Annotated in this window: 25 protein-coding genes; 15 read left to right on the forward strand and 10 right to left on the reverse strand. The window is 68.4% G+C overall.

What is annotated here, in order from left to right; translation table 11 throughout:
- The 4 genes from AZG88_RS08280 to dnaE form a co-directional block, all read left to right on the forward strand.
- On the forward strand, nucleotides 1–799 hold a 799-nt coding region (locus tag AZG88_RS08280; RefSeq protein ID WP_061697439.1), incomplete at its 5' end, for an RluA family pseudouridine synthase.
- A gap of 1 nt (nucleotide 800) precedes the next feature.
- Nucleotides 801–1,478, forward strand: a complete 678-nt coding sequence (locus AZG88_RS08285) for a hypothetical protein (RefSeq protein ID WP_005247593.1) — start codon at nucleotides 801–803, stop codon at nucleotides 1,476–1,478.
- Entirely contained in the window at nucleotides 1,475–2,392 is a 918-nt protein-coding gene (rarD, locus tag AZG88_RS08290) for an EamA family transporter RarD (protein ID WP_061697440.1), read from the forward strand. The genes AZG88_RS08285 and rarD overlap by 4 nt, the downstream gene beginning before the upstream one ends.
- Before the next feature lie 98 nt (nucleotides 2,393–2,490).
- Nucleotides 2,491–6,027: a DNA polymerase III subunit alpha gene (gene dnaE, locus AZG88_RS08295; RefSeq protein ID WP_061044203.1), complete on the forward strand. Its 3,537-nt coding sequence runs from the start codon at nucleotides 2,491–2,493 to the stop codon at nucleotides 6,025–6,027.
- A gap of 3 nt (nucleotides 6,028–6,030) precedes the next feature.
- Here the strand turns inward: dnaE and AZG88_RS08300 are convergent, their stop codons facing one another.
- Nucleotides 6,031–6,267 carry a hypothetical protein gene (locus tag AZG88_RS08300; protein ID WP_061044204.1) on the reverse strand — a complete coding sequence of 79 codons (237 nt, stop codon included), beginning with the start codon at nucleotides 6,265–6,267 and terminating at the stop codon, nucleotides 6,031–6,033.
- 171 nt (nucleotides 6,268–6,438) lie between these two features.
- Here AZG88_RS08300 and AZG88_RS08305 point away from each other — a divergent pair, with 171 nt between their 5' ends.
- Genes AZG88_RS08305 through ilvA form a run of 3 tightly spaced genes read left to right on the forward strand, consistent with a single transcriptional unit; the run spans nucleotide 6,439 to nucleotide 10,099 of the window.
- Nucleotides 6,439–6,873 carry a nitroreductase family deazaflavin-dependent oxidoreductase gene (locus AZG88_RS08305; RefSeq protein WP_005247586.1) on the forward strand — a complete coding sequence of 145 codons (435 nt, stop codon included), beginning with the start codon at nucleotides 6,439–6,441 and terminating at the stop codon, nucleotides 6,871–6,873.
- A gap of 54 nt (nucleotides 6,874–6,927) precedes the next feature.
- Nucleotides 6,928–8,703 carry a pyruvate dehydrogenase gene (locus AZG88_RS08310; protein WP_005247584.1) on the forward strand — a complete coding sequence of 592 codons (1,776 nt, stop codon included), beginning with the start codon at nucleotides 6,928–6,930 and terminating at the stop codon, nucleotides 8,701–8,703.
- 43 nt (nucleotides 8,704–8,746) lie between these two features.
- Entirely contained in the window at nucleotides 8,747–10,099 is a 1,353-nt protein-coding gene (gene ilvA, locus AZG88_RS08315) for a threonine ammonia-lyase IlvA (protein WP_025432865.1), read from the forward strand.
- 4 nt (nucleotides 10,100–10,103) lie between these two features.
- Here the strand turns inward: ilvA and AZG88_RS08320 are convergent, their stop codons facing one another.
- Nucleotides 10,104–10,628, reverse strand: a complete 525-nt coding sequence (locus tag AZG88_RS08320) for a TetR/AcrR family transcriptional regulator (RefSeq protein WP_061697441.1) — start codon at nucleotides 10,626–10,628, stop codon at nucleotides 10,104–10,106.
- Nucleotides 10,629–10,754: 126 nt separating this feature from the next.
- On the opposite strand from AZG88_RS08320, the gene AZG88_RS08325 reads away from it, so the two are divergent.
- Nucleotides 10,755–12,320, forward strand: a complete 1,566-nt coding sequence (locus tag AZG88_RS08325; RefSeq protein WP_005247579.1) for an MFS transporter — start codon at nucleotides 10,755–10,757, stop codon at nucleotides 12,318–12,320.
- Here AZG88_RS08325 and treZ read toward each other — a convergent pair.
- A complete protein-coding gene (gene treZ / locus AZG88_RS08330; RefSeq protein WP_005247578.1) occupies nucleotides 12,287–14,020 on the reverse strand; it encodes a malto-oligosyltrehalose trehalohydrolase in 1,734 nt (577 codons plus the stop codon). The genes AZG88_RS08325 and treZ overlap by 34 nt on opposite strands.
- Before the next feature lie 40 nt (nucleotides 14,021–14,060).
- Nucleotides 14,061–14,210 carry a hypothetical protein gene (locus tag AZG88_RS52505; RefSeq protein ID WP_005260252.1) on the reverse strand — a complete coding sequence of 50 codons (150 nt, stop codon included), beginning with the start codon at nucleotides 14,208–14,210 and terminating at the stop codon, nucleotides 14,061–14,063.
- Between the two features lie 109 nt (nucleotides 14,211–14,319).
- Between AZG88_RS52505 and AZG88_RS08335 the strand changes: the two genes are divergently transcribed.
- Both AZG88_RS08335 and AZG88_RS08340 read left to right on the forward strand, forming a co-directional pair.
- Entirely contained in the window at nucleotides 14,320–14,508 is a 189-nt protein-coding gene (locus AZG88_RS08335) for a DUF1918 domain-containing protein (protein ID WP_005247576.1), read from the forward strand.
- Between the two features lie 91 nt (nucleotides 14,509–14,599).
- Nucleotides 14,600–15,226: a TetR/AcrR family transcriptional regulator gene (locus AZG88_RS08340; RefSeq protein ID WP_005247575.1), complete on the forward strand. Its 627-nt coding sequence runs from the start codon at nucleotides 14,600–14,602 to the stop codon at nucleotides 15,224–15,226.
- A 10-nt stretch (nucleotides 15,227–15,236) separates the two neighbouring features.
- Here AZG88_RS08340 and AZG88_RS08345 read toward each other — a convergent pair whose 3' ends face one another.
- From AZG88_RS08345 to AZG88_RS08360, 4 genes are read right to left on the reverse strand one after another with little or no spacing between them, the layout of a single operon-like run.
- Entirely contained in the window at nucleotides 15,237–16,178 is a 942-nt protein-coding gene (locus AZG88_RS08345) for an NADP-dependent oxidoreductase (RefSeq protein WP_061044206.1), read from the reverse strand.
- A 54-nt stretch (nucleotides 16,179–16,232) separates the two neighbouring features.
- On the reverse strand, nucleotides 16,233–18,590 hold the full coding sequence (treY, locus tag AZG88_RS08350) for a malto-oligosyltrehalose synthase (protein WP_005247573.1): 2,358 nt from the start codon (nucleotides 18,588–18,590) through the stop codon (nucleotides 16,233–16,235).
- A gap of 13 nt (nucleotides 18,591–18,603) precedes the next feature.
- Nucleotides 18,604–20,859, reverse strand: coding sequence for a glycogen debranching protein GlgX (glgX, locus tag AZG88_RS08355; protein ID WP_025432864.1), 2,256 nt, complete (start codon nucleotides 20,857–20,859; stop codon nucleotides 18,604–18,606).
- Nucleotides 20,860–20,910: 51 nt separating this feature from the next.
- Nucleotides 20,911–22,206: an adenosylmethionine--8-amino-7-oxononanoate transaminase gene (locus AZG88_RS08360; RefSeq protein WP_005247571.1), complete on the reverse strand. Its 1,296-nt coding sequence runs from the start codon at nucleotides 22,204–22,206 to the stop codon at nucleotides 20,911–20,913.
- A 68-nt stretch (nucleotides 22,207–22,274) separates the two neighbouring features.
- On the opposite strand from AZG88_RS08360, the gene AZG88_RS08365 reads away from it, so the two are divergent.
- Both AZG88_RS08365 and bioD read left to right on the forward strand, forming a co-directional pair.
- On the forward strand, nucleotides 22,275–23,426 hold the full coding sequence (locus AZG88_RS08365; protein WP_061044208.1) for an 8-amino-7-oxononanoate synthase: 1,152 nt from the start codon (nucleotides 22,275–22,277) through the stop codon (nucleotides 23,424–23,426).
- The gene (gene bioD, locus AZG88_RS08370) at nucleotides 23,423–24,118 is read left to right on the forward strand and encodes a dethiobiotin synthase (RefSeq protein ID WP_005247569.1); all 696 of its coding nucleotides are present in this window, start codon (nucleotides 23,423–23,425) and stop codon (nucleotides 24,116–24,118) included. Before AZG88_RS08365 ends, bioD begins: the two co-directional genes overlap by 4 nt.
- 10 nt (nucleotides 24,119–24,128) lie before the next feature.
- Here the strand turns inward: bioD and AZG88_RS52510 are convergent, their stop codons facing one another.
- Both AZG88_RS52510 and AZG88_RS52515 read right to left on the reverse strand, forming a co-directional pair.
- A complete protein-coding gene (locus tag AZG88_RS52510) occupies nucleotides 24,129–24,503 on the reverse strand; it encodes a VOC family protein (protein ID WP_025432863.1) in 375 nt (124 codons plus the stop codon).
- Nucleotides 24,504–24,528: 25 nt separating this feature from the next.
- A complete protein-coding gene (locus tag AZG88_RS52515; protein WP_061697442.1) occupies nucleotides 24,529–24,915 on the reverse strand; it encodes a VOC family protein in 387 nt (128 codons plus the stop codon).
- Between the two features lie 173 nt (nucleotides 24,916–25,088).
- Here AZG88_RS52515 and AZG88_RS08385 point away from each other — a divergent pair, with 173 nt between their 5' ends.
- The 3 genes from AZG88_RS08385 to AZG88_RS53420 all read left to right on the forward strand — a co-directional run.
- Complete coding sequence (locus AZG88_RS08385; protein WP_005247567.1) at nucleotides 25,089–25,373, forward strand: hypothetical protein; 285 nt, start codon at nucleotides 25,089–25,091, stop codon at nucleotides 25,371–25,373.
- Entirely contained in the window at nucleotides 25,370–26,194 is an 825-nt protein-coding gene (locus tag AZG88_RS08390) for a hypothetical protein (protein WP_005247566.1), read from the forward strand. The genes AZG88_RS08385 and AZG88_RS08390 overlap by 4 nt, the downstream gene beginning before the upstream one ends.
- Before the next feature lie 21 nt (nucleotides 26,195–26,215).
- A partial coding sequence (locus AZG88_RS53420; RefSeq protein WP_231913885.1) for an FAD-binding protein occupies nucleotides 26,216–26,397 on the forward strand: 182 nt, incomplete at its 3' end.

A 26,397-nucleotide genomic window follows, 5' to 3' on the forward strand; every position in this document is an offset into this window, starting at 1 on the left:
CGTCGACGGCGCACCCGTCGGCAAGTCCGATCGTCTGTCCGCAGGCACCTGGCTCGAAGTGGAACTGCCCGAACCGCCGCGTCCGCTGACCATCGAGGCGGAACCCGTCGAAGGCATGGAAATCCTGTACGCCGACGACGACGTGGTCGCCGTCGACAAACCGGTGGGTGTGGCCGCCCACGCCAGCGTGGGCTGGACCGGTCCGACCGTGATCGGCGGTCTCGCCGCCGCGGGCTTCCGGATCTCGACGTCCGGTGCGCACGAGCGCCAGGGCATCGTGCACCGGCTGGACGTCGGCACGTCCGGAGTGATGGTGGTGGCCACGTCGGAACGCGCCTACACACTCCTCAAGCGCGCATTCAAGCAGCGGACCATCGACAAGCGGTACCACGCGCTGGTGCAGGGTCACCCGGATCCGAGCAGCGGAACCATCGACGCGCCGATCGGCAGGCACCGCAGCAACGACTGGAAGTTCGCTGTCACCGCGGACGGCAAGCCCAGCATCACGCACTACGACACGGTCGAGGCGTTCCAGGCGGCGAGCCTGCTGGACATCCACCTCGAAACGGGCCGGACCCATCAGATCCGCGTCCACTTCGCCGCACTGCGGCACCCGTGCTGCGGCGACCTCACATACGGGGCCGATCCGCGGCTGGCGGAACGTCTCGGGCTGGAGCGGCAGTGGCTGCACGCTCGGTCGCTCGGTTTCGCGCATCCCGCGGACGGGCGGTGGGTCGAGATCACGTCCAAGTACCCGAAGGATCTCGAGGACGCTCTCGGGGTTCTGCGGGCGAGCTGAGGTGAGGCGCCCGTACCCGAGCGGTACCGCGGTGCCGGCAGTGCTCACCGCCGCCGCCCTGATCGCGCTGACGGTCGTGCTCGGAGTACTGCATCCTGTCCGGCGGGCGCCCGTGTCGACGGACACGCTGGGCCCGGACAACGGGGAAGTGGTGGCCGACTACCTGGCCCTGGCGGACCGGTCGCTCGACGCGCCGGACGCGCGCCGAGAGCACTGGGCGCTGGTCTCGTTCACGCGTCCGGTGACGACGGAGGTCGTCCGGGACGCCGCGTCCGGCACCCGGGTGTCGCAGGTGCTCTTCCGTGTGCCCCTGGACCGGGTGCAGACACCCCTCGTTCCCGTGTCCGTCGCGGCAGGCGATGCGGCGCTCGCACGGGCGAGCGTCCTGGCCGCCGGACGCGCCCAGGCGATGAGGGGCGAAACGGAGCGGCAGGCGCAGATCGCGGCGGTGTCGTCGGAGGAACTCGCCCGGAACTGCGCGTGCGTGATCGGTGTCGTCGTCCGCGGTGATCACGAAGCCCTCACCGCGCTGCGGTCCGCCCCGGACGTCCGGGCGGTCGAGGCGCTCGGAGCCGACGCCGTCGCCGGGCGGTTCGCCGTGCGCCCGCTGCTGCCGGAGCAGGTCGAGATCGTCGCGCCCGGCCCCGACGACGGCATCGTCCCGGGGAGCGGTTCGTGAAGGCGAGGAAGGCGGAAACCGTGGGCGCCGCCTGCGGAGTCGGCGCCTACGTGCTGTGGGGCGCGTTCCCGGCGTTCTTCGGATTGCTCGGCCCGGCCGGGTCGGTGGAGATCCTCGCGCACCGGGTGGTGTGGACGCTCGCGCTCATGTTCGTCGTCCTCGCGGTCTCGGGCCGGCTCCGGTCGCTGCGCGGGCTGAGTGTGCGCACCTGGCTGCTGGTCACGGCCGCGTCGACGGCCATCGCGGTGAACTGGGGCACCTATATCTACGGGGTCACCTCGGACCGGGTGGTCGAGACGGCGCTCGGCTACTTCATCAACCCGTTGGTGAGCGTGCTGCTCGGGGTCCTGATCTTCCGGGAACGGCTCGTCCCCGCCCAGATCGTCGCCCTCGCGCTCGCCGCCGCCGCGGTGATCGTGATCACCGTCGACTACGGGCATCCGCCGTACATCGCGCTGACCCTGGCCGCGTCGTTCGCGCTGTACGGGCTGTGCAAGAAGGTGATGCCGCTCGACCCGCGGACGAGCCTGACCGCCGAGGGAATCGTGGCCGCGCCCGTCGCGATCGGCTACCTCGTGTTCCTCGCCCTCACCGGGGCAGGCACGTTCCTCGGGTTCGGGATGGGTCACACCCTGTTGCTGTTGGCCGCGGGACCGGTGACCGCGCTGCCGCTGTTGCTGTTCGGCGCGGCCGCGCAACGGGTGCCGTTGCGCACACTCGGCATGCTGCAGTACCTGACGCCGGCGCTGCAGATGGCGTGGGGTGTCGCCGTTCTCCACGAGGACATGCCCGCGTCGCGGTGGATCGGTTTCGCGCTGATCTGGGTGGCACTCGCGATCTTCAGTACCGATGCGCTGGTACGGGTCCGGCGCGAGCGGCGAAATACCGAACCGTCCCAGGCGCCCGTCCAGTAACTCGCGTCACGACTTCTCCGACACCCGCCGTCGGCGACCGGTGCTGTCGGTCCGAGGGCCTACACTCGTGAGGCTCCCAGACCTTCAGAGAGGCGCACGTGGCTGACTCGTTCGTACATCTGCACAATCACACCGAGTACTCGATGCTCGACGGTGCGGCCAAGGTCGGCCCCCTGTTCGAAGAGGCCGAGCGACTGGGGATGTCGGCGGTCGGCATGACCGACCACGGCAACATGTACGGCGCCAGCGAGTTCTACAACGTCGCGAAGAAGCAGGGCATCAAGCCGATCATCGGCATCGAGGCGTACATCGCGCCCGAGTCCCGCTTCAACACCAAGCGCGTGCTGTGGGGCGACCGCAGCCAGAAGTCCGACGACGTCTCCGGTAGCGGTGCGTACACCCACATGACGATGGTCGCGGAGAACGCGACCGGTCTGCGGAACCTGTTCAAGCTGTCCTCGCTCGCGTCGATCGAGGGTCAGCTCGGCAAGTGGGCGCGGATGGACGAAGAGCTCATCGCCACCCACCACGAGGGCATCATCGCGACCACGGGCTGCCCGTCCGGTGAGATCCAGACCCGGCTGCGACTCGGCCACGACCGCGAGGCGCTCGAGGCCGCCGCCAAGTGGCAGGAGATCTGGGGCAAGGACAACTTCTTCCTCGAGCTGATGGACCACGGACTCTCGATCGAGCGACGGGTGCGCGAGGGCCTGCTCGAGATCAGCAAGAAGCTCGAGATTCCGCCGCTCGCCACCAACGACTGCCACTACGTCACCAAGGAAGCCGCGGAGAACCACGAGGCGCTTCTCTGCATCCAGACCGGTAAGACGCTGTCCGACCCCACCCGGTTCAAGTTCGACGGCGACGGCTACTACCTGAAGCCGGCCGCGGAGATGCGGGCGCTGTGGGACGACCAGGTGCCCGGCGCGTGCGACAACACACTGCTGATCGCCGAGCGGGTCCAGTCGTACGACGACGTCTGGGCGCACCACGACCGGATGCCGATCTTCCCGGTCCCCGAGGGTGAGACGCAGGGCACCTGGTTGCGCAAGGAGGTCATGCGCGGACTGGATCGCCGGTTCCCCGACGGACCCCCCGAGGAGTACCTCGCCCGCGCCGACTACGAGATCGGCGTCATCCTCGAAATGGGTTTCCCCGCCTACTTCCTCGTCGTCGGTGACCTCATCAACCACGCCCGGGAGGTCGGCATCCGCGTCGGCCCCGGCCGAGGCTCGGCGGCCGGTTCGCTCGTCGCCTACGCGATGGGCATCACCAACATCGACCCCATCCCGCACGGTCTGCTGTTCGAGCGGTTCCTGAACCCCGAACGCGTCTCCATGCCCGATATCGATATCGACTTCGACGATCGCCGTCGCGGCGAGATGGTGCGCTACGCGACGGACAAGTGGGGCAGCGACCGCGTCGCCCAGGTCATCACGTTCGGCACCATCAAGACGAAGGCGGCCATCAAGGACTCCGCCCGAGTCCAGTTCGGCCAGCCCGGTTTCGCGATCGCCGACCAGATCACGAAGGCGCTGCCGCCGCCGATCATGGCCAAGGACATCTCGGTGTCCGGCATCACGGACCCGAACCACGAGCGCTACAAGGAAGCGGTGGAGGTTCGCGCCCTCATCGACTCCAACCCGGACGTCGCGAAGATCTACCAGACGGCCAAGGGGCTCGAGGGCCTGATCCGTAACGCCGGCGTTCACGCCTGCGCGGTGATCATGTCGTCCGAACCGCTGATGGACGCGATTCCAGTGTGGAGGCGCGCCCAGGACGGTGCCATCATCACCGGCTGGGACTACCCGTCGTGCGAGGCCATCGGCCTGCTGAAGATGGACTTCCTCGGACTGCGGAACCTCACCGTCATCGGTGACGCCATCGACAACATCAAGGCGAACCGGGGGATCGACCTCGATCTCGACACCCTCGCGCTCGACGACCCGGCCACGTACGAACTGCTCTCCCGCGGAGACACTCTCGGCGTGTTCCAGCTCGACGGCAGCGCGATGCGCGACCTGCTGCGCCGCATGCAGCCCACCGGCTTCGAAGACATCGTCGCGGTGCTCGCGCTGTACCGGCCCGGTCCGATGGGCATGAACGCGCACAACGACTACGCCGACCGCAAGAACGGGCGGCAAGAGGTCAAACCCATCCACCCGGAGCTCGAGGAGCCCCTGAAGGAGATCCTGGCCGACACGTACGGCCTGATCGTCTACCAGGAGCAGATCATGCAGATCGCTCAGAAGGTGGCCGGGTATTCGCTCGGACAGGCCGACATTCTCCGCCGAGCCATGGGTAAGAAGAAGCTCTCGGTGCTGGAGGAGGCGTATGCCGGCTTCCGCGAGGGCATGCTCGCCAACGAATTCTCCGAGCCCGCCATCAAGGCGCTGTGGGACACCATCCTCCCGTTCGCCGGGTACGCGTTCAACAAGTCGCACGCGGCCGGGTACGGCCTGGTGTCGTTCTGGACCGGGTACCTCAAGGCCAACTATCCGGCCGAGTACATGGCCGGTCTGCTCACCTCGGTCGGTGACGACAAGGACAAGGCCGCCATCTACCTCGCGGACTGCCGCAAGATGGGTATCACCGTGCTGCCGCCGGACGTCAACGAATCGGAGGTCAACTTCGCCTCCGTCGGTGAGGACATCCGGTTCGGCATGGGCGCCGTCCGCAACGTCGGCGCCAACGTCGTGGGCTCGATCATCAAGGCGCGCAAGGAGAAGTCCAAGTTCGTCGACTTCTCCGACTACCTCAACAAGATCGACGCCGCCGCCTGCTCCAAGAAGGTCACCGAATCGCTGATCAAGGCAGGCGGGTTCGACTCGCTGGGCCATCCGCGCAAGGGACTCATGCTCGTCCACGCCGACGCCATCGACGCGGTGATGGGCACCAAGAAGGCGGAGGCGATCGGACAGTTCGACCTCTTCGGCGGCGACGACGCCGACGAGTCGATCTCCTCGGTGTTCAACGTGAAGATCCCCGAGGAAGAGTGGGACTCGAAGCACCGGTTGGCGCTGGAACGGGAAATGCTGGGACTGTACGTGTCCGGGCACCCGCTCAACGGCGTCGAACACGTGCTGTCGGCGCAGTCCGACACCGCGATACCGACCATCCTCGAAGGCGACATCAAGGACGGCACCCAGGTCACCGTCGGCGGGATCCTCGCGTCGGTGAACCGGAGGATCAACAAGAACGGTCTCACCTGGGCGTCCGCGCAGCTCGAGGATCTGACCGGTGGTATCGAGGTGCTGTTCTTCCCGCAGGCCTACTCGGTCTACGGGATGGATGTCACGGAGGACTCCGTCGTGCTCGTCAAGGCGCGAGTGTCGATTCGTGACGATCGGATCTCACTCATCGCCAACGACCTTGCGGTGCCGGATCTCTCGGCAGTGGGGGTCGCGAAGCCGCTGGCGGTCAGTCTGCCGCTGCGTCAGTGCACCAAGGACAAGATCGGCGCGTTGCGTCAGGTGCTCACGCGCCATCCGGGCACGTCGGACGTCCACGTGCGGTTGATCGGCGGCACCGAGGTCACCTTGTGGAAGGTCGACGACGTGCTCCGGGTGGAACCGTCGTCGGCGTTGATGGGCGATCTCAAGGCGCTGCTCGGACCGAGCTGCCTGTCCGTGTGACGGCTAGGGGCGCGGCGGGAAGAGGCGCCGCGCCCACCACACCACGACGGCTATCGCGGCGGCGGTGAGGACGGCCGCCTGCAGCGTCTGGGTGACGACGAGGATCGTGACGAAGACCAGCAGCGCGACGGCCAGCGCTTCGAGCTTGTAGAGGGGCCACTCGGCGCCGGCGATGTCGACGGTCCGGGCGGGGTCGCTGCGGCGAACCTCGCGGCGCACCCATGCGTCGTGTGTCGTCATCGCAGGTCACCTCATTGGCGCGGGTCGGGGGAGCGGACGTCCCCCGCGTGGGATCAGGGTACTCGGAACCCGGAGTTCGGCGCAACGAACAATCGGATGCGGTTCTTCGCATGTGCGCTCGTTCGGTGGAATCGGTGGCGCGTTCTCGCGGATCAGGTGTTGACTGGACGCATGCCACTCACAGGTGAATACGAGCCCAGTCCGTCCAAGTGGGCAGCAGATCAGGCCGAGTTGATGGAATCCACCGATGGAGCCAAGGGCACGACGCTGGGCGGCAGGCCCGTCGTCCTGCTGACCACCCGCGGCGCGAAATCCGGCAAACTCCGCAAGACGCCGTTGATGCGTGTCGAACACGACGGGACGTACGCGATCGTCGCCTCGCTCGGCGGCGCACCCCAGAACCCGGTCTGGTACTACAACGTGAAGGCCGAGCCGCACGTCGAACTCCGCGACGGCTCGACCACACAGGACATGGTGGCCCGTGAGGTGACGGGCGAGGAGAAGACCGCCTGGTGGGACCGCGCCGTCGCCGCGTTCCCGGACTACGCCGAGTACCAGAAGAAGACCGATCGGGAGATCCCGGTGTTCGTGCTCGAACCCGCCTGACGCCCGCACCGCCGCTGTCCTTCGCCGTTCGACCGTCCCCCGACCGGAGGCCCGATGAGAGCGAAAACCGTTGCCGATCAACTGGTACGTCAACTCCAGGACGCCGGCGTCCAGCGGATCTACGGAATCGTGGGCGACAGCCTCAATCCCGTCGTCGACGCGGTCCGGCGGTCGGGCGGCGCGGCGAAGGGCGGAATCGACTGGATCCACGTGCGTCACGAGGAGGCCGCCGCGTTCGCCGCGGCAGCCGAGGCGCAGGTCACCGGCAAGCTGGCGGTGTGCGCCGGCTCGTGCGGCCCGGGAAACCTGCACCTGATCAACGGTCTCTACGACGCGGACCGCTCGGGGGCGCCGGTACTTGCGATCGCGGCGCAGATCCCGAGCGAGCAGATCGGGCTCGGCTTCTTCCAGGAGACCCACCCGGACCGCCTGTTCGTCGAGTGCTCCCGGTACGCGGAGCTGATCGGAAGTCCCGCTCAGGCGCCACGCGTGACGGCGTCCGCCATCGCGCACGCGACCGCGCTGTCCGGCGTTGCGGTGATCACCCTTCCGGGCGACATCGCGGACCGCCCCGCCGAGGGGAAGGCGCCGTCGGTGCCGCGGACCGGCGTACCGGCGATCGTGCCCGACCAGGCCGACGTGCAGGCGCTCGCCGACGCCGTGAACGAGGCGGGAAAGGTCGCGATCTTCGCCGGCGAGGGTGTGCGGGAGGCTCGTGAGGATCTGCTGAACCTGGCCGACACGATCGGTGCGCCGATCGGCCACACGCTCCGCGGCAAGGAATGGATCCAGTACGACAACCCCTTCGACGTCGGAATGACGGGACTGCTGGGATACGGGGCGGCGCACGACGGCATGCACGGCGCCGACCTCCTGCTGCTCGTCGGAACCGACTTCCCGTACAACCAGTTCCTGCCCGACGGAGTCCGCACCGCGCAGATCGACTGGGCCGCACAGCGAATCGGCCGGAGAACGAACGTCGACCTGGCCGTGCACGGCGACGTGGCGAGCACGTTGCGTGCCCTCGCCCCGTTGATCCGGCGAAAGGACGATCGCCGATTCCTCGACGACATGCTCGAGAAGCACCGGACGCTGATGAACAAGGTGGTGGGTGCGTACACGAAACCCGCGAAGCAGCGCATCCCGATCCACCCGGAGTATGCGGCGTCGATCCTCGACGACCTCGCCGCCGAGGACGCGATCTTCACCACCGACACGGGAATGTCGAACGTCTGGACGGCGCGCTACCTGACGCCGAACGGGTCGCGGCGGTTCCTGTCCTCGGCCCTGCACGGATCGATGGCGAACGCCCTGCCGCACGCGATCGGCGCCCAGGTGTGCGCGCCGGGCAGGCAGGTGGTGTCCGTGTCGGGCGACGGCGGGCTGTCGATGCTGCTGGGAGAACTGGTGACGGTCGCGATGTACCGTCTCCCGGTCAAGATCGTGGTGTTCAACAATTCCACTCTGGGCATGGTCAAGCTGGAGATGCTGGTGGACGGGCTGCCGGATTTCGGGGTGGACGTCGCGCCCGTCGACTACTCGGCGGTGGCGTCGGCACTGGGCATCTTCGCCCGCCGGATCGAGGATCCGGCCGACATCGAATCGGGTCTGCGGCAGGCGTTCGATCACGACGGACCGGCGCTCGTCGATCTGGTCACCGACCCGCTGGCATTGTCACTGCCGCCGACCATCACGGGCGGGCAGGTCACCGGTTTCGCGTTGGCGCTGTCGAAGATGGTGATGAACGGGGGTGTCGGCGAGGCCGTGAAGATGGCGAAGTCGAACGTCCGCAACGTGCCGCGACCGTCCCAGTTCGATCCGCGCGGCTGAACCCGACTGGTATCCCATGGCTGGAGAGTGGGAACATATCCGGGTGTCCACATCGCCCGATACCGCAGCCCAGAACATCACCTCGCCCCTGACGGTGGGCGACATCGACGCTGCCATCGAGCGAATTTCCCACGTGATCGACGCGACCCCGCTGCAGCGCAGCGATCGCCTGTCGTCGCTGACCGGCGCGAACGTCTACCTCAAGCGCGAGGACCTGCAGGTCGTCCGCTCCTACAAGCTGCGCGGCGCCTACAACCTCATGGCCCAGCTCGACGCCGGCGAGCGTGCGGCCGGAGTGGTGACGGCCAGCGCGGGCAACCATGCGCAGGGTGTCGCGTTCGCCTGCCGGACGATGGAAATCACCGGCCGCATCTACGTTCCGTCGAACACCCCCAAGCAGAAGCGTGATCGCATCCGTGCGCACGGCGGAGAGTTCGTCGAACTGATCCTGACGGGGGAGACGTACGACGCCGCTGCCGCTGCGGCCGCCGCCGACGTGCGGCGGACGGGCGCGACGATGGTTGCGCCGTTCGACGACGCCCGTACCGCGGCCGGACAGGGCACCATCGCCGCCGAGATCCTCGCGCAGCTCGGTGCGGCCCCCGATTCCGTGCTGGTCCCGGTCGGTGGCGGCGGATGCATCGCCGGCATCGCCACGTATCTGCGTGCGCACGCACCCCGCACGGCCATCGTCGGGGTGGAGCCGACGGGGGCGGCGTCGATGACGGCTGCGCTGGTGGCCGGTGGTCCCGTGACGTTGACGGAGATCGATCCGTTCGTCGACGGCGCGTCGGTGAAGCGGGTCGGCGACCTTCCCTACGCCGTGGTGTCCGCCCTGGGCGCCGAGGTGGTGACGCACACATCGCTGGGCCAGTCCGACCGGTCCACCACGATCCGGCTCGATCCCGAGAGCTTCGTGATGGCCAACCTCGACGAGGGTGCGCTGTGCACCACGATGCTCGAGCTGTATCAGAACGAGGGCATCATCGCCGAGCCCGCGGGCGCGCTGTCGGTGGCGGCCCTCGGCAACATCACGTTCGAGCCGGGTTCCACGGTGGTGTGCCTGATCTCCGGAGGCAACAACGACGTCTCGCGGTACGGCGAGATCCTGGAACGCTCGCTGGTGAATCTCGGCCTGAAGCACTATTTCCTCGTCGACTTCCCGCAGGAGCCGGGCGCGCTGCGCCGCTTCCTGGACGAGGTGCTCGGCCCGGAGGACGACATCACCCTGTTCGAGTACGTGAAGCGCAACAACCGGGAGACCGGCGCCGCCCTCGTGGGTATCGAACTCGGCAAGGCCGAGGGGCTCGGCGAGCTGCTCGAGCGGATGGAGCAGTCCCGGATGCAGGTGGAACGCCTGGAGCCGGGGAGCCCCGCGTACCGCTACCTCACCTGAGCCGCTACTTCTGCAGCAGCCGCGCGACCACCTTGTTGTACAGCTCGGGCTCGGGCATGGGGAGACCGAGCAGCGCGGACAGGTAGATCCCGTCGCCGACGAGTCGCACGATCTCAGCCTGTACGGGATCGTCGATCTCGCTTTGAAGACCTTCGTCCCAGCCTCGCATCACTTCGGTAACGGCCTTCTGGATCTCGTCGTGCTGACCGTCGACGCTCCGTAGCGCGGCGATGGTCGAACGGTAGAGGGCGAGTTCCTCGGTGGTGCTCGCATCGGGAACCTGCAGATACCACTCGGACAGCGAGGTGCCGCCGGAGACGGCGTCGGCGCGCTGGGCGTCCGCCCGATCGCCGAGCCGGCGCACCATGGCGGCGAGCAGCGCTTCCTTGCTGGGGAAGTGGTAGAGCAGTCCGCCTTTGGACACCCCGGCCTCCGCGGCGACGGATTCGAGGGTCACCTGGGCTATCCCCACGTCGAGCAGCAGCTTCTCGAGGGCGTCGAGTATTCGATCGCGCGTTCCGGCAGCCATGGAGAGGGACTGTACCCGGGAAATAACTTTACCGTCCGGACGGTTCACGGTAATGTAACGGAACTGTACCGGCTGGACGGTTCATCCCCGTGCCAGCTCACGAATCGGAAAGTCGCAGGAAGATAAATGTCTGTCTCCACGGATCGCGGGATCAACGACGCCTACGGCGCGCCAGGTCAGTCCTCCGCATCACGCCGAGACTGGCTCGGATTGGTCGTCCTAGCCTTTGCCGTCCTCCTGATCGCCGTCGACGGCACCGTGCTCGACCTCGCACTGCCGTTCATCAGCGCCGACCTCGAGCCCAGCAGCACGCAGCTGCTGTGGATCATCGACGTCTACTCGTTCGTCCTCGCCGGCCTGCTCATCACGATGGGTACGCTCGGCGACCGGATCGGGCGGCGTCGTCTGCTGCTCCTCGGCGCCGCCGGATTCGGCATCGCCTCGCTGATCGCGGCGTGGTCGCCGACACCCGAGATGCTGATCGCGGCCCGCGTTCTGCAGGGAATCTCGGGTGCGACACTGATGCCCGCGACGCTCGGTCTGATCCGCACGATCTTCGTCGACCCCCGCCAGCGGACCCTCGCCATCGGCGTGTGGGGTGCGATGGCCGGTGGCGGCACCGCGGCGGGCCCGCTGATCGGCGGCTGGCTGCTCGAGCACTTCTGGTGGGGCTCGGTGTTCCTGATCAACATCCCGGTGATGCTGGTACTGATCGCCGTGGGACCGCTGGTGATCCCCGAGTCGAAGGACCCCGCCCCGGGACGCTTCGACCTGATCAGCGCGGCGCTGTCGATGACGACGATGCTCCCGCTGGTGTACGCGGTCAAGGAGACCGTGGTGCACGGTGTCGACCCGGTGCTCCTCGCCGTCGGACTCGTCGGCGTCGTGTCCGGTGTGGTGTTCGTGCGCAGGCAGAAGGCGATGAAGGACCCGATGATCGACATCGGCCTGTTCGCCAAGCCGGCGTTCTCGACCGCTGTCGTCACCAACCTGCTGTCCATCTTCGCGCTGGCCGGCGTGCTGTTCTTCGGCTCGCAGTACCTGCAGTTGGTGCTGGGCAACAGCGCGTTCGAATCGGGTGTGCTGATGCTGCCCGGCATGCTGATGAGCGCGATCACCGCACTCGCGGCGGCCTGGATGGTGCGCCGGTGGGCCACCTCGCACGTGCTCGGCGGCGGTCTCGCGATCGCGGCCGTGGGTGCGGCACTGATGCTCACGCTCGGTGTGGACGGTGCCCCGACGATGTTCGTGATCGGCTTCGGCCTCGCAGGCGCCGGTGTCGGTATCGCACTGACCCTGACGTCCGACCTCGTGGTCAGCGCCGTCGAGCCCGAACGGGCCGGCGCGGCCTCCGCGGTGTCCGAGACCGCATACGAACTCGGCATCGCACTCGGTGTCGCGGTGCTCGGCAGCGTCGTCATGGCGATCTTCCGGAACGGCCTCGACACGTCGATGCTGCCGCCGGAACAGGTCGAGCCAGCGCAGGGCACGCTCGGTGCCGCCGTCGCGGAGGCCCAGCACCTCCCGGAGACGGCCCGGACGGTGTTCCTGGAGTCCGCGCAATCGGCGTTCGTCGACGGCATGCATGTCGCCGCCGGCGCGACGGCCGTGATCCTGTTCGCGACCGCCATCCTCGTCCTGCGGATGCTGCGCGACCGTCAGGGTGAGCTGTCGAGCACCACGAACGAGTGACCCGGTAGCACCGTCGCCGACGCGGTCTCGTCCTGCGTCGGCGGCTCCCACCACAGCACGGGGGAGCCGCCGACCGGGACGCTCACCGGTTCGGCGCCCAGGTTGCACGCGAGACGAAGTGCACCGCGGTGCACCACGATCCACTGCTCCGCCTCGTCGTAGTCGACGGACAGGTTCTCGAGCCACGGATCCGTCAGCTCGGCGCGCTCCCGACGGAGGTGCAGCAACGAGCGATAGCAGTCGAGCAGCCGGGCATGCGGTTCGCGGACCAGTTCGTCCCAGTCGAGCTTCGACCGCTCGAACGTCTCCGGGTCCTGAGGGTCGGGAACATCGTCCGTGCTCCAGCCGTGCTCCGCGAACTCGGCCTTGCGCCCCTCCGCCGTCGCCCGCGCGAGTTCCGGTTCGGGGTGGGAGGTGAAGAACTGGAACGGGGTGCTCGCCCCCCACTCCTCACCCATGAACAGCATCGGCGTGAACGGCGAGCACAGCACGAGCGCGGCCTTCACGGCGAGCTGCCCGGAATCGAGATACGTGCCGGGGCGGTCGCCGATCGCCCGGTTGCCGATCTGATCGTGCGTGCACGTGTACGTGACCAGCGAACTGGCCGGGGTCCGGCGGGTGTCCAGCGGCCTGCCGTGGGTGCGACCGCGGAACGTCGAGAACGTGCCCGCGTGGAACCACCCCTGGCGCAGGGTGTCGGCGAGGCAGGCCATCGAACCGAAATCTCCGTAATAGCCCTGCCTCTCGCCCGAGACCGCGGCGTGGATGGCGTGATGCACGTCGTCGTCCCACTGGGCGTCGAGGCCGCAGCCGCCTGCCGACCGCGACGTGATCAGGCGCGGATCGTTGAGGTCGCTCTCGGCGATGAGCGTCAGCGGCCGCCTCAGGTGCGCGGACAGCCGGCGGGTCTCGATGGCCAGGTCCTCGAGAAGGTGGGTGGCGGTGTGGTCGACGAGCGCGTGGACCGCGTCGAGGCGCAGCGCGTCGATGTGGAACTCGCGGAACCACCGCAGCGCGTTGTCGATGATGTAGCGGCGGACTTCGCCGCTGTCCGGTCCGTCCAGATTGATGCTCCGGCCCCACGTGTTGGCGCCCTGTGCCAGGTACGGCCCGTACCGGTCGAGGTAGTTCCCGGACGGTCCGAGGTGGTTGTACACGGCGTCGAGGACCACGCCGAGACCGCGGGCGTGACACGCGTCGACGAGGGTCTGCAGCCCGTCCGGTCCGCCGTAGCCCTCGTGCACCGTGTACCAGAGAACGCCGTCGTATCCCCAGTTGTGGGTCCCGTTGAACCCGTTGACGGGCATCAGTTCCACGAAATCGACGCCGAGGGCGACGAGATGGTCGAGCTTGTCGACGGCGGCTGCGAACGTGCCCTCCGGGGTGAACGTGCCGACGTGCAATTCGTAGACGACGGAGCCGGCGAGCTGCCGCCCGGTCCACCGCGAGTCGGTCCAGAGACTCTCGTCGAGGGTGTGGAGCTGCGACGGACTGTGGACTCCGTCGGGCTGGCGCGGTGACCGGGGATCGGGAAGTGGGGTGTCGCTGTCGTCGAGGAGGAACGCGTACCGGGAATCCGGCGACGCGTCGACGTCGGCTCGCCACCATCCGTCCGGTGACGGGGTCATGTCGTGGCGTCGGCCGTCGACCTCCACAGAAACGGATTCCGGAATCGGGGCCCATACCTCGAATGTGTGCACCCGATCAGCATGCCTCGACGCGGCGGGCCGTGCAGGACAGTCAGCTCTCGGGCGTGCCGGAGTCCTCGACCTCCTCGATGATCTCGGCGCCGAGAACGGACAACCGGTGTTCCTCGGCGTCCTGCACGGTGCCGAAGTCCTGCTCCTCGAGCACGTTACGGTCCTTGTCGAGGTATCGATACGTAGCCATGTCCCCACGATGGCACACGCCGGCAGAGATGGCGGCGAGTCGGCCCTTTCGCCCCGGTTCCGGAAGTAGCAAGCTGAGAGTACGGACTCGAACGTCGCGAGGAGCAGTGATGCACGTAGCAGTGGGAGACCGGTTGCACGTTCAGGGCAGGGTGGTCGGAGTGCACGAGACGACCGCCGAGGTCGTGGAGGTACACGGAGAGAACGGCGAACCGCCCTATCTCGTCCGGTACGACGACGGTCACGAGGCGCTCGTGTTTCCCGGATCCGATGCCTGGGTGGAACACCCGAAGTCGTAGGTATCGGGCGTTTCGCCTGGTCGATGTGTGGCGAATCGCTGTGCCATATTGGTTGCACGATTGATGTATCGAATGCGTCTATCGTGAGCCCATGCCCGAATCCGCCAAGAGGCCCTACAGTTCGCCGCTGCGTGCGGAATCGGCGCGCCGGACCCGTCTCCTCGTCCGGGACGCCGCGGCCCGGCTGTTCATCGACCGGGGATACGTCAGCACGACGGTGCGGAACGTGGCCGAGGCCGCCGGGGTGTCGACCCGCACGGTGTTCACCGCGTTCCCCGGTGGCAAGGCGGAACTGTTCCACGAGGTACTTCACGCGGCCATCGAGGGTGATGCCGCCGCGGCCCACACGCCCGTGCCCCGGGACGGCGACCCGGTCGAACGGATCCTCGACCAGATGGTGGGATTCAGCACCGACGTCCTGGAGCGGGCCGGGACCCTGATGACGACGTCGATCGAATCCTCGGGAGCGGACGACGACATGCGGCGGTTCGCCGACGAGGGCGCGCGGGCATCGGCCGAGAATGCGATGACGCTCGCCGAGGGACTCGCCGCGCACGAACTGCTGCGTCCCGAGATCTCCGTCCAGCGGGCCGCCGACGTGCTGTTCACGGTCGTGTCGCCGCAGGTGTACTCCATGCTGCGCCGGCAGTGCGGGTGGGACGTCGACGAGTACCGGAACTGGGTGAAAGCCACAATCCGGGCGAGTCTGCTCCACTGATGGGGCGTGCCTACGGCAGCAGGATGAATTTGCCCGCCGCGTGCGGCTTCCGAAGATCGGCGTGAGCGCGCGCCGCCTCGGACAGTGCGTACGTGCGCGCGACGCGCACCCGAACGTCGCCGTTGCCGGCGAGGTCGACGAGGAAGACGCGGGCCCGCTTACGCGGTTCCATCCCTTCCGGCCCCAGCGCGCCCACGACTCGGAAACCGGCTTCGGCCGGCCTCGGACCCGGGACGGTCGTCACCAACCGCGACCGGTCCCGCACCAGTTCCACGGAGACGTCGATCGCCTCGTCGCTGCCCGCGGTGTCGATGACGGCGTCCACCCCGTCCGGTGCCAGGACGCGGACCCGATCGCTCAGGCCGGCGCCGTAGGACACGGGGGCGGCGCCGAGCGAGCGGACGTAGTCGTGGTGCTCGGGGCGCGCCGTGCCGATGATCGTGGCACCGCGGGCCCGCCCCAACTGCACGACGAACGACCCCACGCCGCCGGCCGCTCCGTGCACGAGCAGGAGGTCGCGGGTGCCGACGTTCGCCGTGTCGAGGGTGTCGACCGCGGTGGCACCCACCGCGAGAAGTCCGGCAGCCTCGTTCCACGGCAACGACGCCGGCTTCGGGATCACTGAATCACCGGACACGACAAGTCGATCCGCGTACGACTCGGACACCGGATACACGATCACCTCGTCACCCACCGAGATCGGGCCCACCGGTCCCGCCGCGGCGTCACCCACCTCGGCGACGACGCCCGCGGCCTCGCTACCCAGCCGCATGGGCAGGGCGTCCGGGTCGGCGCCGAACGCGCCGCTGTAGAGCTTGTAGTCGAAAGGGTTGACCCCGATGGCGCGAACCTGGATCACCACCTCGCCGGGGGCGGGATTCACAGCCTCCGCGTCGACGACCGCGAGGACCTCCGGCCCTCCGTACGCCCGGGCAACCACGCGTCGCGACATACCAGAGCCAGTACCCCTGTGAGTACTTGTTAACCGCGGGCGGTTAGGAAGTACTCACAGGGCCAGAAGCGCAACGGGATACCGGGAGAACAGTCTCGCGGTGTCGACTCGGCCGCCGGCGTACGTCGCGGACGTGAGCAGGTCGGTCCAGGTGCCGTCCGGGAGGGAAACGGTGGTGTCGCCCCAGCTGCGTTGCTCCAGGCCGACGGTGTGGCGGGTGGCCAGCGCCACGACGTCCGCGGACGACCCCCGGGGGCCGCGGGCGAAACCGATCAGATGCTCCGCCGCGGTTCCCGACGCGAAGACCGGCGCATAGGTCCCGCCGACGAAACTGTCCGGACGTTCCCGGCGCAGGCGCAGAGCCGTGCGGACGACGTGCATCTTCGCCGCGCCCGTCGCATCGAGCGGAGGAGCGCCGAGTCCCGCGAGCACGCTCCGTCGCACGTCGTAATCGACGGGACGGCGATTGTCCGGGTCGACGAGCGAGTCCTCCCACAGCTCGGTTCCCTGGTACACGTCCGGGATCCCCGGTCCGCACAGCTGCAGGAGCTTCTGGCCGAGCGAGTCCGACCAGGCGTGCGGGGCCAGCTGGGTGCACAGCGAACCGAGCGCCTTCCCGACCGTGCCGTCGATCACCGTGTCCAGCCAGCGGTGGAGGTCGCTCTCGAAGTCTTCGTTCACGTCGTGCCACGACGTCCGGGTCCCGGCCTCACGGACCGCTTTCTCCGCGTAGGCGTGGACGCGGTCGCGGAAGTCGGGCACGTCGCCCGCGGCGCGGCCGTCGACCGGCCACACCCCGAACAGGTTCTGCCACAGAAACAGTCCGGTGACGGGATCGGGGCTGGGTGCGATGCGTTCCCACTGATCGACGCATTCGGCCCACAGGTCCGGCACCTGCGACAGGATGCCGATCCGGGCCCGGACGTCCTCCCCGCGCTTGGTGTCGTGCGTCGAGAGAGTCGTCATCGCCCGCGGCCACCGGGTGGCTCGCTCGGCTGCGGCCAGGTGGAATTCGGCGGGGGAGACGCCGACGTTCGCCGGATTGCCACCCACCTCCTGCAGCGACACCAGCCGGGCGGTGCGGTAGAACAGGCAGTCCTCCACGGACTTCGCCATCACCGCACCGCACACCTGCTGGAATCGGGTGGCCGCCTCACCGCCGGCGATCAGGGCGGCGGCGAGGGCGGACAGCGCGTCGGACCGTTGCGGTTCACGCCGCAGGACGTCACCGATCACGCGCTTCGCCAGCCCGGCGAGCGGACTGTAGTCGGACCGGTACACGGGCATGGCCGCGACGACGGCCATGACGGCGTCGCGCAGGTCCGCATCGCTGCAGTCGGTGCCGGTCTCCGCGCGGATCGCACGGACGAGGCGCCGGACCTCCGGGGCGAGGATGGTTCCGGCGACGTCACGTTTGATCGCGGTTTCGTGCTCGTGAATCCACGTCGCGTCACCCCGGGCACCCGTGCGGGACGCCGACAGGGCAGTGAGCGCGGGAGCTCCCGACGCGTCGACGAAGACGCCGCCGAGTTCGGCCAGTGCGTCGTAGCCGGTGGTGCCCGCGATCGGCAGGTGGTCGTCCAGTGGTTCGGTGTGACCGAGGATCTTCTCGATCACGAGCCACCGGTCCGCGCCGATCAGCCCGCGCAGCCGGTCGAGATACTCGGCCGGATCGGACAACCCGTCGGGATGGTCGATGCGCACTCCGTCGATCAACTCGTCCGCCACCCAGCTCCGCAGTTCGCGGTGCGACGCCTCGAACACGCGCGGGTCTTCCTGTCGGATACCGGCCAGCTCGCTGACCGCGAAGAATCGGCGGTATCCGATGAGCGCGGAGTTCCACGGGACCAGGCGGTAGGACTGCGCGTCGTGCACCGCCTGCGGGTCGGTTGCGTCGGTGCCGGTGGCGATCGGGAACCGGTGCTCGTAGAACGCGAGCAGCGGCTCGGGTCCCGAGCGGTCGACGGTGAGGGAGTCGAGATCGGCGTCCGATCCGAGGACGGGCAGCGCGAGTCGCCCGCCCGCGCCGTTGTCGTCGCTCCAGTCGATGTCGAAGAAGGCGGCGAATTCGGAGCGGCGACCGTGCGTGAGGACGTCCCACCACCACGCGTTCTCCCGCGGATTCGCGACACCCACATGGTTGGGGACGAGGTCGACGACGATGCCCATGCCGCGGCCACGCAACTCCTGGGACAGCGCGGCCAGCGCCTCCCGCCCACCGAGCGCCGGGGACACGCGGGTCACGTCGGTGACGTCGTAACCGTGGGTCGATCCGGTCGTGGCCGTCAGGATCGGCGACAGATAGACGTGGGAGATCCCGAGGTCGTCCAGGTAGTCGGCGACGGCGGCGGCGTCCGCCAGGGTGAAGCAGTCACCGCGTAGTTGCAGTCGGTAGGTGGCCGTGATCGACATCGTCGTCCCCGGCTCAGGCGGTCCGGCGCAGCACGACCAGCGACCGGGCCTCGACCTGCAGCGGATTCCCGGCCTTGATCACCGCTTCCTTCGCCCCCGTCGGGACGGCGGTGTCGAGCACGACCGCCCATTCGTCGGCGTAATCGGAATTCGGCGTGGAGAACTCGATCTCCTCGTCGTGCGCGTTGAAACACAGCAGGAACGAGTCGCCGACCACCCGCTCACCGCGGTGGTTGGGTTCGGGGATGCCCTCGCCGTTGAGGAAGACCGCCAGCGACTTCCCGAAACCGCTGTCCCAGTCCTCGGGGGTCATCTCCTCACCGGCCGGGGTGAGCCACGCGATGTCGCGGGTCTGGTCACCGCTGCGGATGGGGGTGCCCTCGAAGAACCGGCGACGACGGAACACCGGATTCTTCATGCGCAGTGCGATCACCCGTTTGGTGAACTCGACCAGGTCGGCGTTGGAGTCCGCCAGCGACCAGTCCATCCACGACAGTTCCGAGTCCTGGCAGTACACGTTGTTGTTCCCCTGCTGAGTGCGGCCCATCTCGTCGCCGTGTGCCAGCATCGGCGTCCCCTGGCTCAGCAGCAGGGTGGCCAGGATGTTGCGGCTCTGCCGCCCGCGCAGATCGAGGATCTCCGGATCGTCCGTCGGTCCCTCGACACCGCAGTTCCAGGACCGGTTGTGGCTCTCGCCGTCGTTGTTGCCCTCGCCGTTGGCCTCGTTGTGCTTCTCGTTGTACGACACCAGGTCGTGCAGGGTGAACCCGTCGTGGGCGATGACGAAGTTGATGCTCGCGCCGGGGCGGCGCCCGGTCGCCTCGTAGAGGTCGGACGAGCCGGTGAGCCGGGACGCGAATTCGCCGAGCGTCGCGGGTTCGCCGCGCCAGTAGTCGCGGACCGTGTCCCGGTACTTGCCGTTCCACTCCGTCCACAGGCCCGGGAAGTTGCCCACCTGGTACCCGCCCTCGCCGATGTCCCACGGTTCGGCGATGAGCTTGACCTGGCTGACGATCGGATCCTGCTGGACGAGGTCGAAGAACGCGGAGAGCCGGTCGACGTCGTGCAGTTCACGGGCGAGCGTGGACGCGAGGTCGAACCGGAATCCGTCGACGTGCATCTCGGTGACCCAGTACCGCAGCGAGTCCATGATCAATTGCAGCGTGTGCGGGTGCCGGGCGTTGAGACTGTTCCCGGTGCCCGTGTAGTCCATGTAGTGCTCGGCGTCGCCGTCGACGAGCCGGTAGTAGGCGGCGTTGTCGATGCCGCGGAACGAGATGGTCGGACCGAGGTGGTTGCCCTCGGCGGTGTGGTTGTAGACGACGTCGAGGATGACCTCGATGCCCGCCTCGTGGAACGAGCGGACCATCGCCTTGAACTCCGACACCGCGGCGCCCGGCTTCTCCGCCGACGAATACCCGGTGTGCGGGGCGAGGAAGCCGAACGTGTTGTAGCCCCAGTAGTTCCGCAGTCCCTTGTCGAGCAGCGTCTGATCGTGCATGAACTGGTGTACCGGCATCAGTTCGATCGCGGTGACACCGAGGTCGACGAGGTGGTCGATGATCACCGGATGCGCGAGGCCCGCATACGTGCCGCGAAGCTCTTCCGGCACACCGGGATGCGTCGCCGTCATGCCCTTGACGTGGGCCTCGTAGATCACGGTGTCGTGGTACGGGTGTTTCGGTGCGCGGTCGGCAGCCCAGTCGAAGAACGGGTTGATCACCACCGTCGTCATCGTGTGGCCGAGCGAGTCGTGTCCGGGCAGTCCCGGCGTCGAGATGTCCTCGGGCTCCGCGGTGAGCTCGGCGTCGTCCTGGGCCTCGATGTCGTCGTCCGAGTCGACGATCTCGACGGCATCCTCCGATTCCTCCGGGGCGGGCTCGGCGGGCGCGTCGATGTCGTAGGAGAACAGGGACCGGTCTCCGTCGAACTCGCCGTCGAACGCCTTGCCGTAGGGGTCGAGGAGGAGCTTGCTGGGGTCGCAGCGGTGCCCGGCCGCGGGATCCCAGGGACCGTGGATCCGGTACCCGTACCGCTGACCGGGAACGACGGTCGGCAGGTACGCGTGCCACACGTAGCCGTCGACCTCGTCGAGGCGTACGCGCGTCTCCGTGCCGTCCTTCGCGATCAGGCACAGGTCGACCGCCTCGGCGACCTCGGAGAACAAGGAGAAGTTCGTCCCGGCCCCGTCGTAGGTGGCGCCCAGGGGGTAGGCGCTGCCGGGCCACACGGGAATGGGCGTGGTGCCGGTCGACTCGCTTGCTTCCATATCGAGAACACTAGCCCGCGTTCGCGTCGCTCTCAGCTCGACGAGAGCGGGCTAGCGGCCCGGGGTGGAGCTCCGTGCGGCAGCAAGCATTCCGGTTGTGATCTTCCGCACGTCCTCGCTGGTGCACACGTACGGCGGCATCGCGTAGATCAGGTTCCGGAACGGCCGCAACCACACCCCGGCGGCCACCGCCGCCTCGGTGGCGGCCCGCATGTCGACGGGTTCGGCGAGTTCGATCACGCCGATCGCGCCGAGCACCCGGACGTCCCGGACACCGGGGAGTTCCCGGGCCGGTGCGAGTCCCGATTCGAGTTCGCGGCGCACGGTCTCGACCTCGCCTCGCCAGTCGCGCGACAGCAGGAGTTCGATCGACGCCACCGCGACGGCACAGGCGAGCGGGTTGGCCATGAACGTGGGACCGTGCATCAGCCCGCCGGCGTCCCCGGCGCTGATGGTCTCGGCGACGTCGGTGGAACAGAGCGTCGCCGCGAGGGTCATGTACCCGCCGGTGAGGGCCTTGCCGACGCACATGATGTCGGGTCGGGCGCCGGCGTGGTCCGCGGCGAACAGCTCGCCGGTGCGGCCGAATCCGGTCGCGATCTCGTCGAACACCAGCAGCAGCCCGTGCTCGTCGCAGATCCGCCGCAGCTCCGACAGGTACCGGGGGTCGTGGAAGCGCATACCACCGGCGCCCTGCACCACCGGTTCCACGATGACGGCCGCCAGCTCGTCGGTGTGCGAGGCAACCAGACGCTCGAACTCCGCGACGTACCGCGGGTCGAACTCGCGGGGCGGAGGTCCCGCGAAGACCTGCCGTGCCAGGACGTCCGTCCACAGGGAGTGCATGCCGCCGTCCGGGTCGCAGACGCTCATCGGGGCGAACGTGTCGCCGTGATACCCGCCGCGCCAGGTGAGCAACCGGTGTCGCTCCGGCCTGCCGCGACTGCGCCAGTACTGCAGGCACATCTTGACGGCGACCTCGACGGACACCGAACCGGAATCGGCGAGGAACACCTTGTCGAGTCCGTCCGGGGTGATCTCCACGAGCAGCTGGGCCAGCCGCGCGGCCGGTTCGTGGGTGAGCCCGCCGAACATCACGTGACTCATCCGCCCGAGCTGCGCCGTCGCTGCCGCGTCGAGGACGGGATGCCGGTAGCCGTGGACCGCGGCCCACCACGAACTCATGCCGTCGACGAGTTCACGTCCGTCGGCGAGAGTGAGGCGCGTCCCGCTCGCCTCGGCCACCACGAGCGGGGTGGTCGAGGCGGGGAAGGCGCCGTACGGATGCCAGAGCAGCGAGGCATCGAGGGACGTGATGTCGTCGACGGACAGGCTCGGGGAGGTCACGGTCTCGACCCTAGCCACCCGAAGAAAACCGGGCCCACCCGGGTTGAACACCGTTCAAGTCGCGTATCGTGCCGGGGGTGAGTACCGACCGCACCTTCACCACCTGGCTCGACGACGTCGAGGACCAGCGGCGCGCCGCGGGACTGCGCCGCGAGTTGCGTCCACGCACGCCCGGCGACGCGCTCATCGATCTGGCGTCCAACGACTACCTCGGACTCGTACGGCACCCGGAGGTGCTGCACGGCGCGATGACCGCGCTGCGCCGGTGGGGTGCGGGGGCCACCGGCTCGCGTCTGGTCACGGGATCGACCACCGAACACGAACTGCTCGAGACGGAACTCGCCGAGTTCGTCGGTGCCGAGGCCGGGCTGGTGTTCTCCTCCGGGTACACCGCGAACCTCGGTGCCGTCACCGCGCTGTCCGGCGCCGGATCGCTGATCGTCTCCGACGCGGGTAGCCACGCGTCGCTGGTCGACGCGTGCCGGCTGTCCCGGGCCCGCGTGGCCGTCGCACCGCACTCAGATCTCGACTTCGTCCGCAGCGCACTGGCCACCCGGCCGGAGGAGCGGGCGCTGGTCGTCACCGATTCGGTGTTCAGCGCAGACGGTGATCTCGCACCTCTCGTCGACCTCCACCGGGTGTGCCGCGACCACGGGGCGTTCCTCGTCGTGGACGAGGCGCACGGCGTCGGAGTCCGCGGCGCAGGGGGCCGCGGACTCGTGCACGAGGTGGGACTCGCCGGCGAACCCGACATCGTCGTCACGGCCACGCTGTCGAAGTCGCTGGCCAGTCAGGGCGGTGCGGTGCTGGCGTCGGAGAAGGTGCGCGCGCATCTCGTCGACGCCGCGCGCACGTTCATCTTCGACACCGGACTGGCGCCCGCGGCCGTCGGCGCGGCGCGGGCGGCGCTCGCCGTTCTGCGGCGGGAACCGCACCGTGCCGAGTCGGTCCTGGACCGTGCGCGGGATCTCGCGCGGTTCACCGGCGCAGGGACACCCCAGTCCGCCGTCGTCTCCGTGATCCTCGGCGACCCGCAACGCGCCGTCGACGCCGCCGCCGCCTGCCGCGAACAGGGACTGCACGTCGGCTGCTTCCGGCCCCCGTCGGTGCCGGAGGGCACGTCGCGTCTGCGGCTCACCGCGCGCGCGACGCTCGACGCGGACGAACTGGCGCGGATCGAAGCCGTGCTGACCGACGTCCTGGCGGGAGCCTCGGCGTGAGCATCCTGGTGGTCACCGGCACGTCGACGGACGTCGGTAAGACGGTGGTCACGGCGGCGCTCGCGGCGGCTGCGCGCAAGGCCGGCCTGTCCGTGGCGGTGTGCAAGCCCGCGCAGACCGGCGTCGCCCCGGGAGAACCGGGCGATCTGGCCGAGGTCACCAGACTGTCCGGTGTCACGGCGGTGGTGGAACTCGCTCGATACCCCGAACCACTCGCTCCCGACACCGCGGCCCGGCGCAGTGGACAGCCGATGCTGCGGTTCGCCGACGTCGTGGAGACGGTCCGCGCACTCGACGACCGGCACGATCTGGTGCTCGTCGAGGGTGCGGGCGGCCTGCTGGTGCGATTGGGCGCCGAGGGCTTCACGCTCGTCGATCTCGCGCGCGCCCTCGACGCACCGGCTGTCGTGGTCGCCGCGGCGGGCCTCGGCACGCTCAATCACACCGAGCTCACGATCCGGGCACTGTCGTCGGCCGGTCTCGCCTGCGCCGGAACCGTGATCGGGTCGTGGCCGGACGAGCCCGGGCTCGCCGAGCGGTGCAATCTCGACGACCTGCCGGCCGTGACCGGGGTCGACGTCGTCGGCTCGGTGCCCGCGGGCAGCGGGCGCCTCGGCTCCGCGTCGTTCGGCGCGGCCGCGTCCACGTGGTTCGACGACACTTGGCTGAAGGCGACGCTCACGGGGCTCTGAGCTCGTGCCGTCAGGATTCGGCGAGCACCGACAACACGTTGCCTGCGGGGTCGGTGAACCAGGCGATGTCGGGACCGTTGCCGCGCATGATTCCCTTGTCGTCCTGATCGAAACCGTCGTACCGCAGGAACCGGATCCCGCGCTCGGTGAGCGCGTCGACAGCCTTCTCGACGTCGTCGACGGCGAAGTTCAGGATGGTGAACGTCGCCGGCGTGTGGTCGGGCTTGGGGTAGATCAGCACCACGGGGCCCTTCGGGAGATGCAGGCCCAGCAGGCCCATCTCCTCCTCGGTGACCTCGAGGCCCAGGGTGTCGGTGTAGAAGGACTTGGCCGCGGCGATGTCGTCGACGGCGAATCCGCTGAATGCTCGCGCATTGCTCAACATGTCTGTTCTCTTTCCGTGCAGTCGGTCAGGACATCTCGGCCCGCGCCTGCGCGCTGAGCTGGATGATCTGGACGTAGTTGCCGTCGGGATCCACCGTGGTGCCGAACCAGCTGCCGTCACGATCCTCGAGCGGGGACAGCCACGTCGCGCCGAGTTCGTCGATCCGGTCTGCCGTGGCGCGCGCGTCGGTGACCTCGACGTTGAGGAGTACGCGTCCGGGCTCGGGATTCGTGTCGCCGACGTCGTCACGCCGGTCGAGCATGATGTAGAAGCCGTCGAAGTCGAGGACGTCGTAGCCCGGCTCGCCGGGGGTGCGTTCGACCTTCGGCGAGAATGCCGCGGTATACCAGTCCCGTAGTCGGTCGGGGTGAGTGCTGGCGAGCAGGATGCTTCCGATCGTGGCGTCGGCCATGATGTCCTCCCGGTGGGTGTGCGTTGTCGGTGGTCCTGCAGATATGGACTCGGCCGCCCCGCGAAATTCATCGCCACGGAGTTTCCGAGGTTCCGAAAGCGGCACCGTCCCCTCCGAATGTCGGTAGTGTGATTCGTGTCACGGCTACATCCGGCTGGGTTGGGAGGGGTCACATGTCGACCTCCGAAATGCTCGAATTGAATCGCACCATCGACCGCCTTCGGCGCGCTGTCGGTTCGTTGCGATCGATGTACGGCGACGCCGCATCCGTGCGGCGACTGAGCAACGATCTGGAGCGGCTCGAGATCGACGCGCGGGACCTCGACTCCTCGCCACCGAACGTCGTCCACCGCGAACCGGTGGAGCGAATCAAGGTGTCGGACACCCCGTACGACGCGTCGATGTGGCTCGGTGTCGATGACGAGGGGCTGGGCGGGCTCCACTACGAGCGCGGATGAGCGCGCCGCCGAAGAATCCCGAAAGTGCCGGTGTGGGGGCGCCGACGCGTGCCCGGATCGCGGAACGCACGCTCCGCACCGACCGGTGGTGGCTGGCCCCGCTGTTGACGGTGCTCGGCCTGTCCGTCTTCGTGGTGTACGCATCGGTCCGGTCGTGGGTCCGCACCGCGTACTTCGTCGAGGACTATCACTACCTGACGCCGTTCTACTCGCCGTGCCTGAGCGATTCGTGCGTGCCCGGTTCGAGCGACTTCGGGACACCCATCGGCGAGTTGCCGATGATCATCCCGCTCGGGTTCCTGGTGCTGCCGTTCCTGCTCGGCTTCCGGCTCACCTGCTACTACTACCGCAAGGCCTACTACCGGTCGGTGTGGTTCTCGCCGCCCGCGTGCGCGGTCGCGGAGCCCCATCGAACCTACACGGGGGAGACGCGCCTGCCGCTGATAGTCCAGAACGCACACCGCTACTTCTTCTACGTCGCACTCGTCGTCTCGCTGATCAACACGTACGACGCGATCCGCGCGTTCCACGGCGCCGACGGCGGATTCGGAATCGGGCTCGGCACACTCGTCATGGTCTGCAACGTGATCCTGCTCTGGGCGTACACCGTCTCGTGCCATTCCTGTAGGCATGTCACGGGCGGCAGGCTCACCCACTTCTCCAAGCACCCGATCCGATACCGGCTCTGGACCTGGGTCAGCACACTGAACACCCGGCACATGCAGCTCGCCTGGACCACCCTCGCCACACTGATCGTCACCGACTTCTACGTGATGCTCGTGGCGAGCGGGACCATCTCCGACCTGCGCCTGATCAACTGACTTCACCGAAGAGGGAGTGGAATGACGGAAGTCGAACGGCACCAGTACGACGTCGTGGTCATCGGTGCCGGCGGCGCCGGACTGCGAGCGGTCATCGAGGCCCGGGAACAGGGCCTGTCCGTCGCCGTCGTCTGCAAGTCGCTGTTCGGCAAGGCACACACGGTCATGGCGGAGGGTGGCTGCGCCGCCGCGATGGGAAACGC

Origin of the sequence: Rhodococcus sp. LB1 (assembly GCF_001583455.1) — a bacterium.
Lineage (GTDB): Bacteria > Actinomycetota > Actinomycetes > Mycobacteriales > Mycobacteriaceae > Rhodococcus_F > Rhodococcus_F opacus.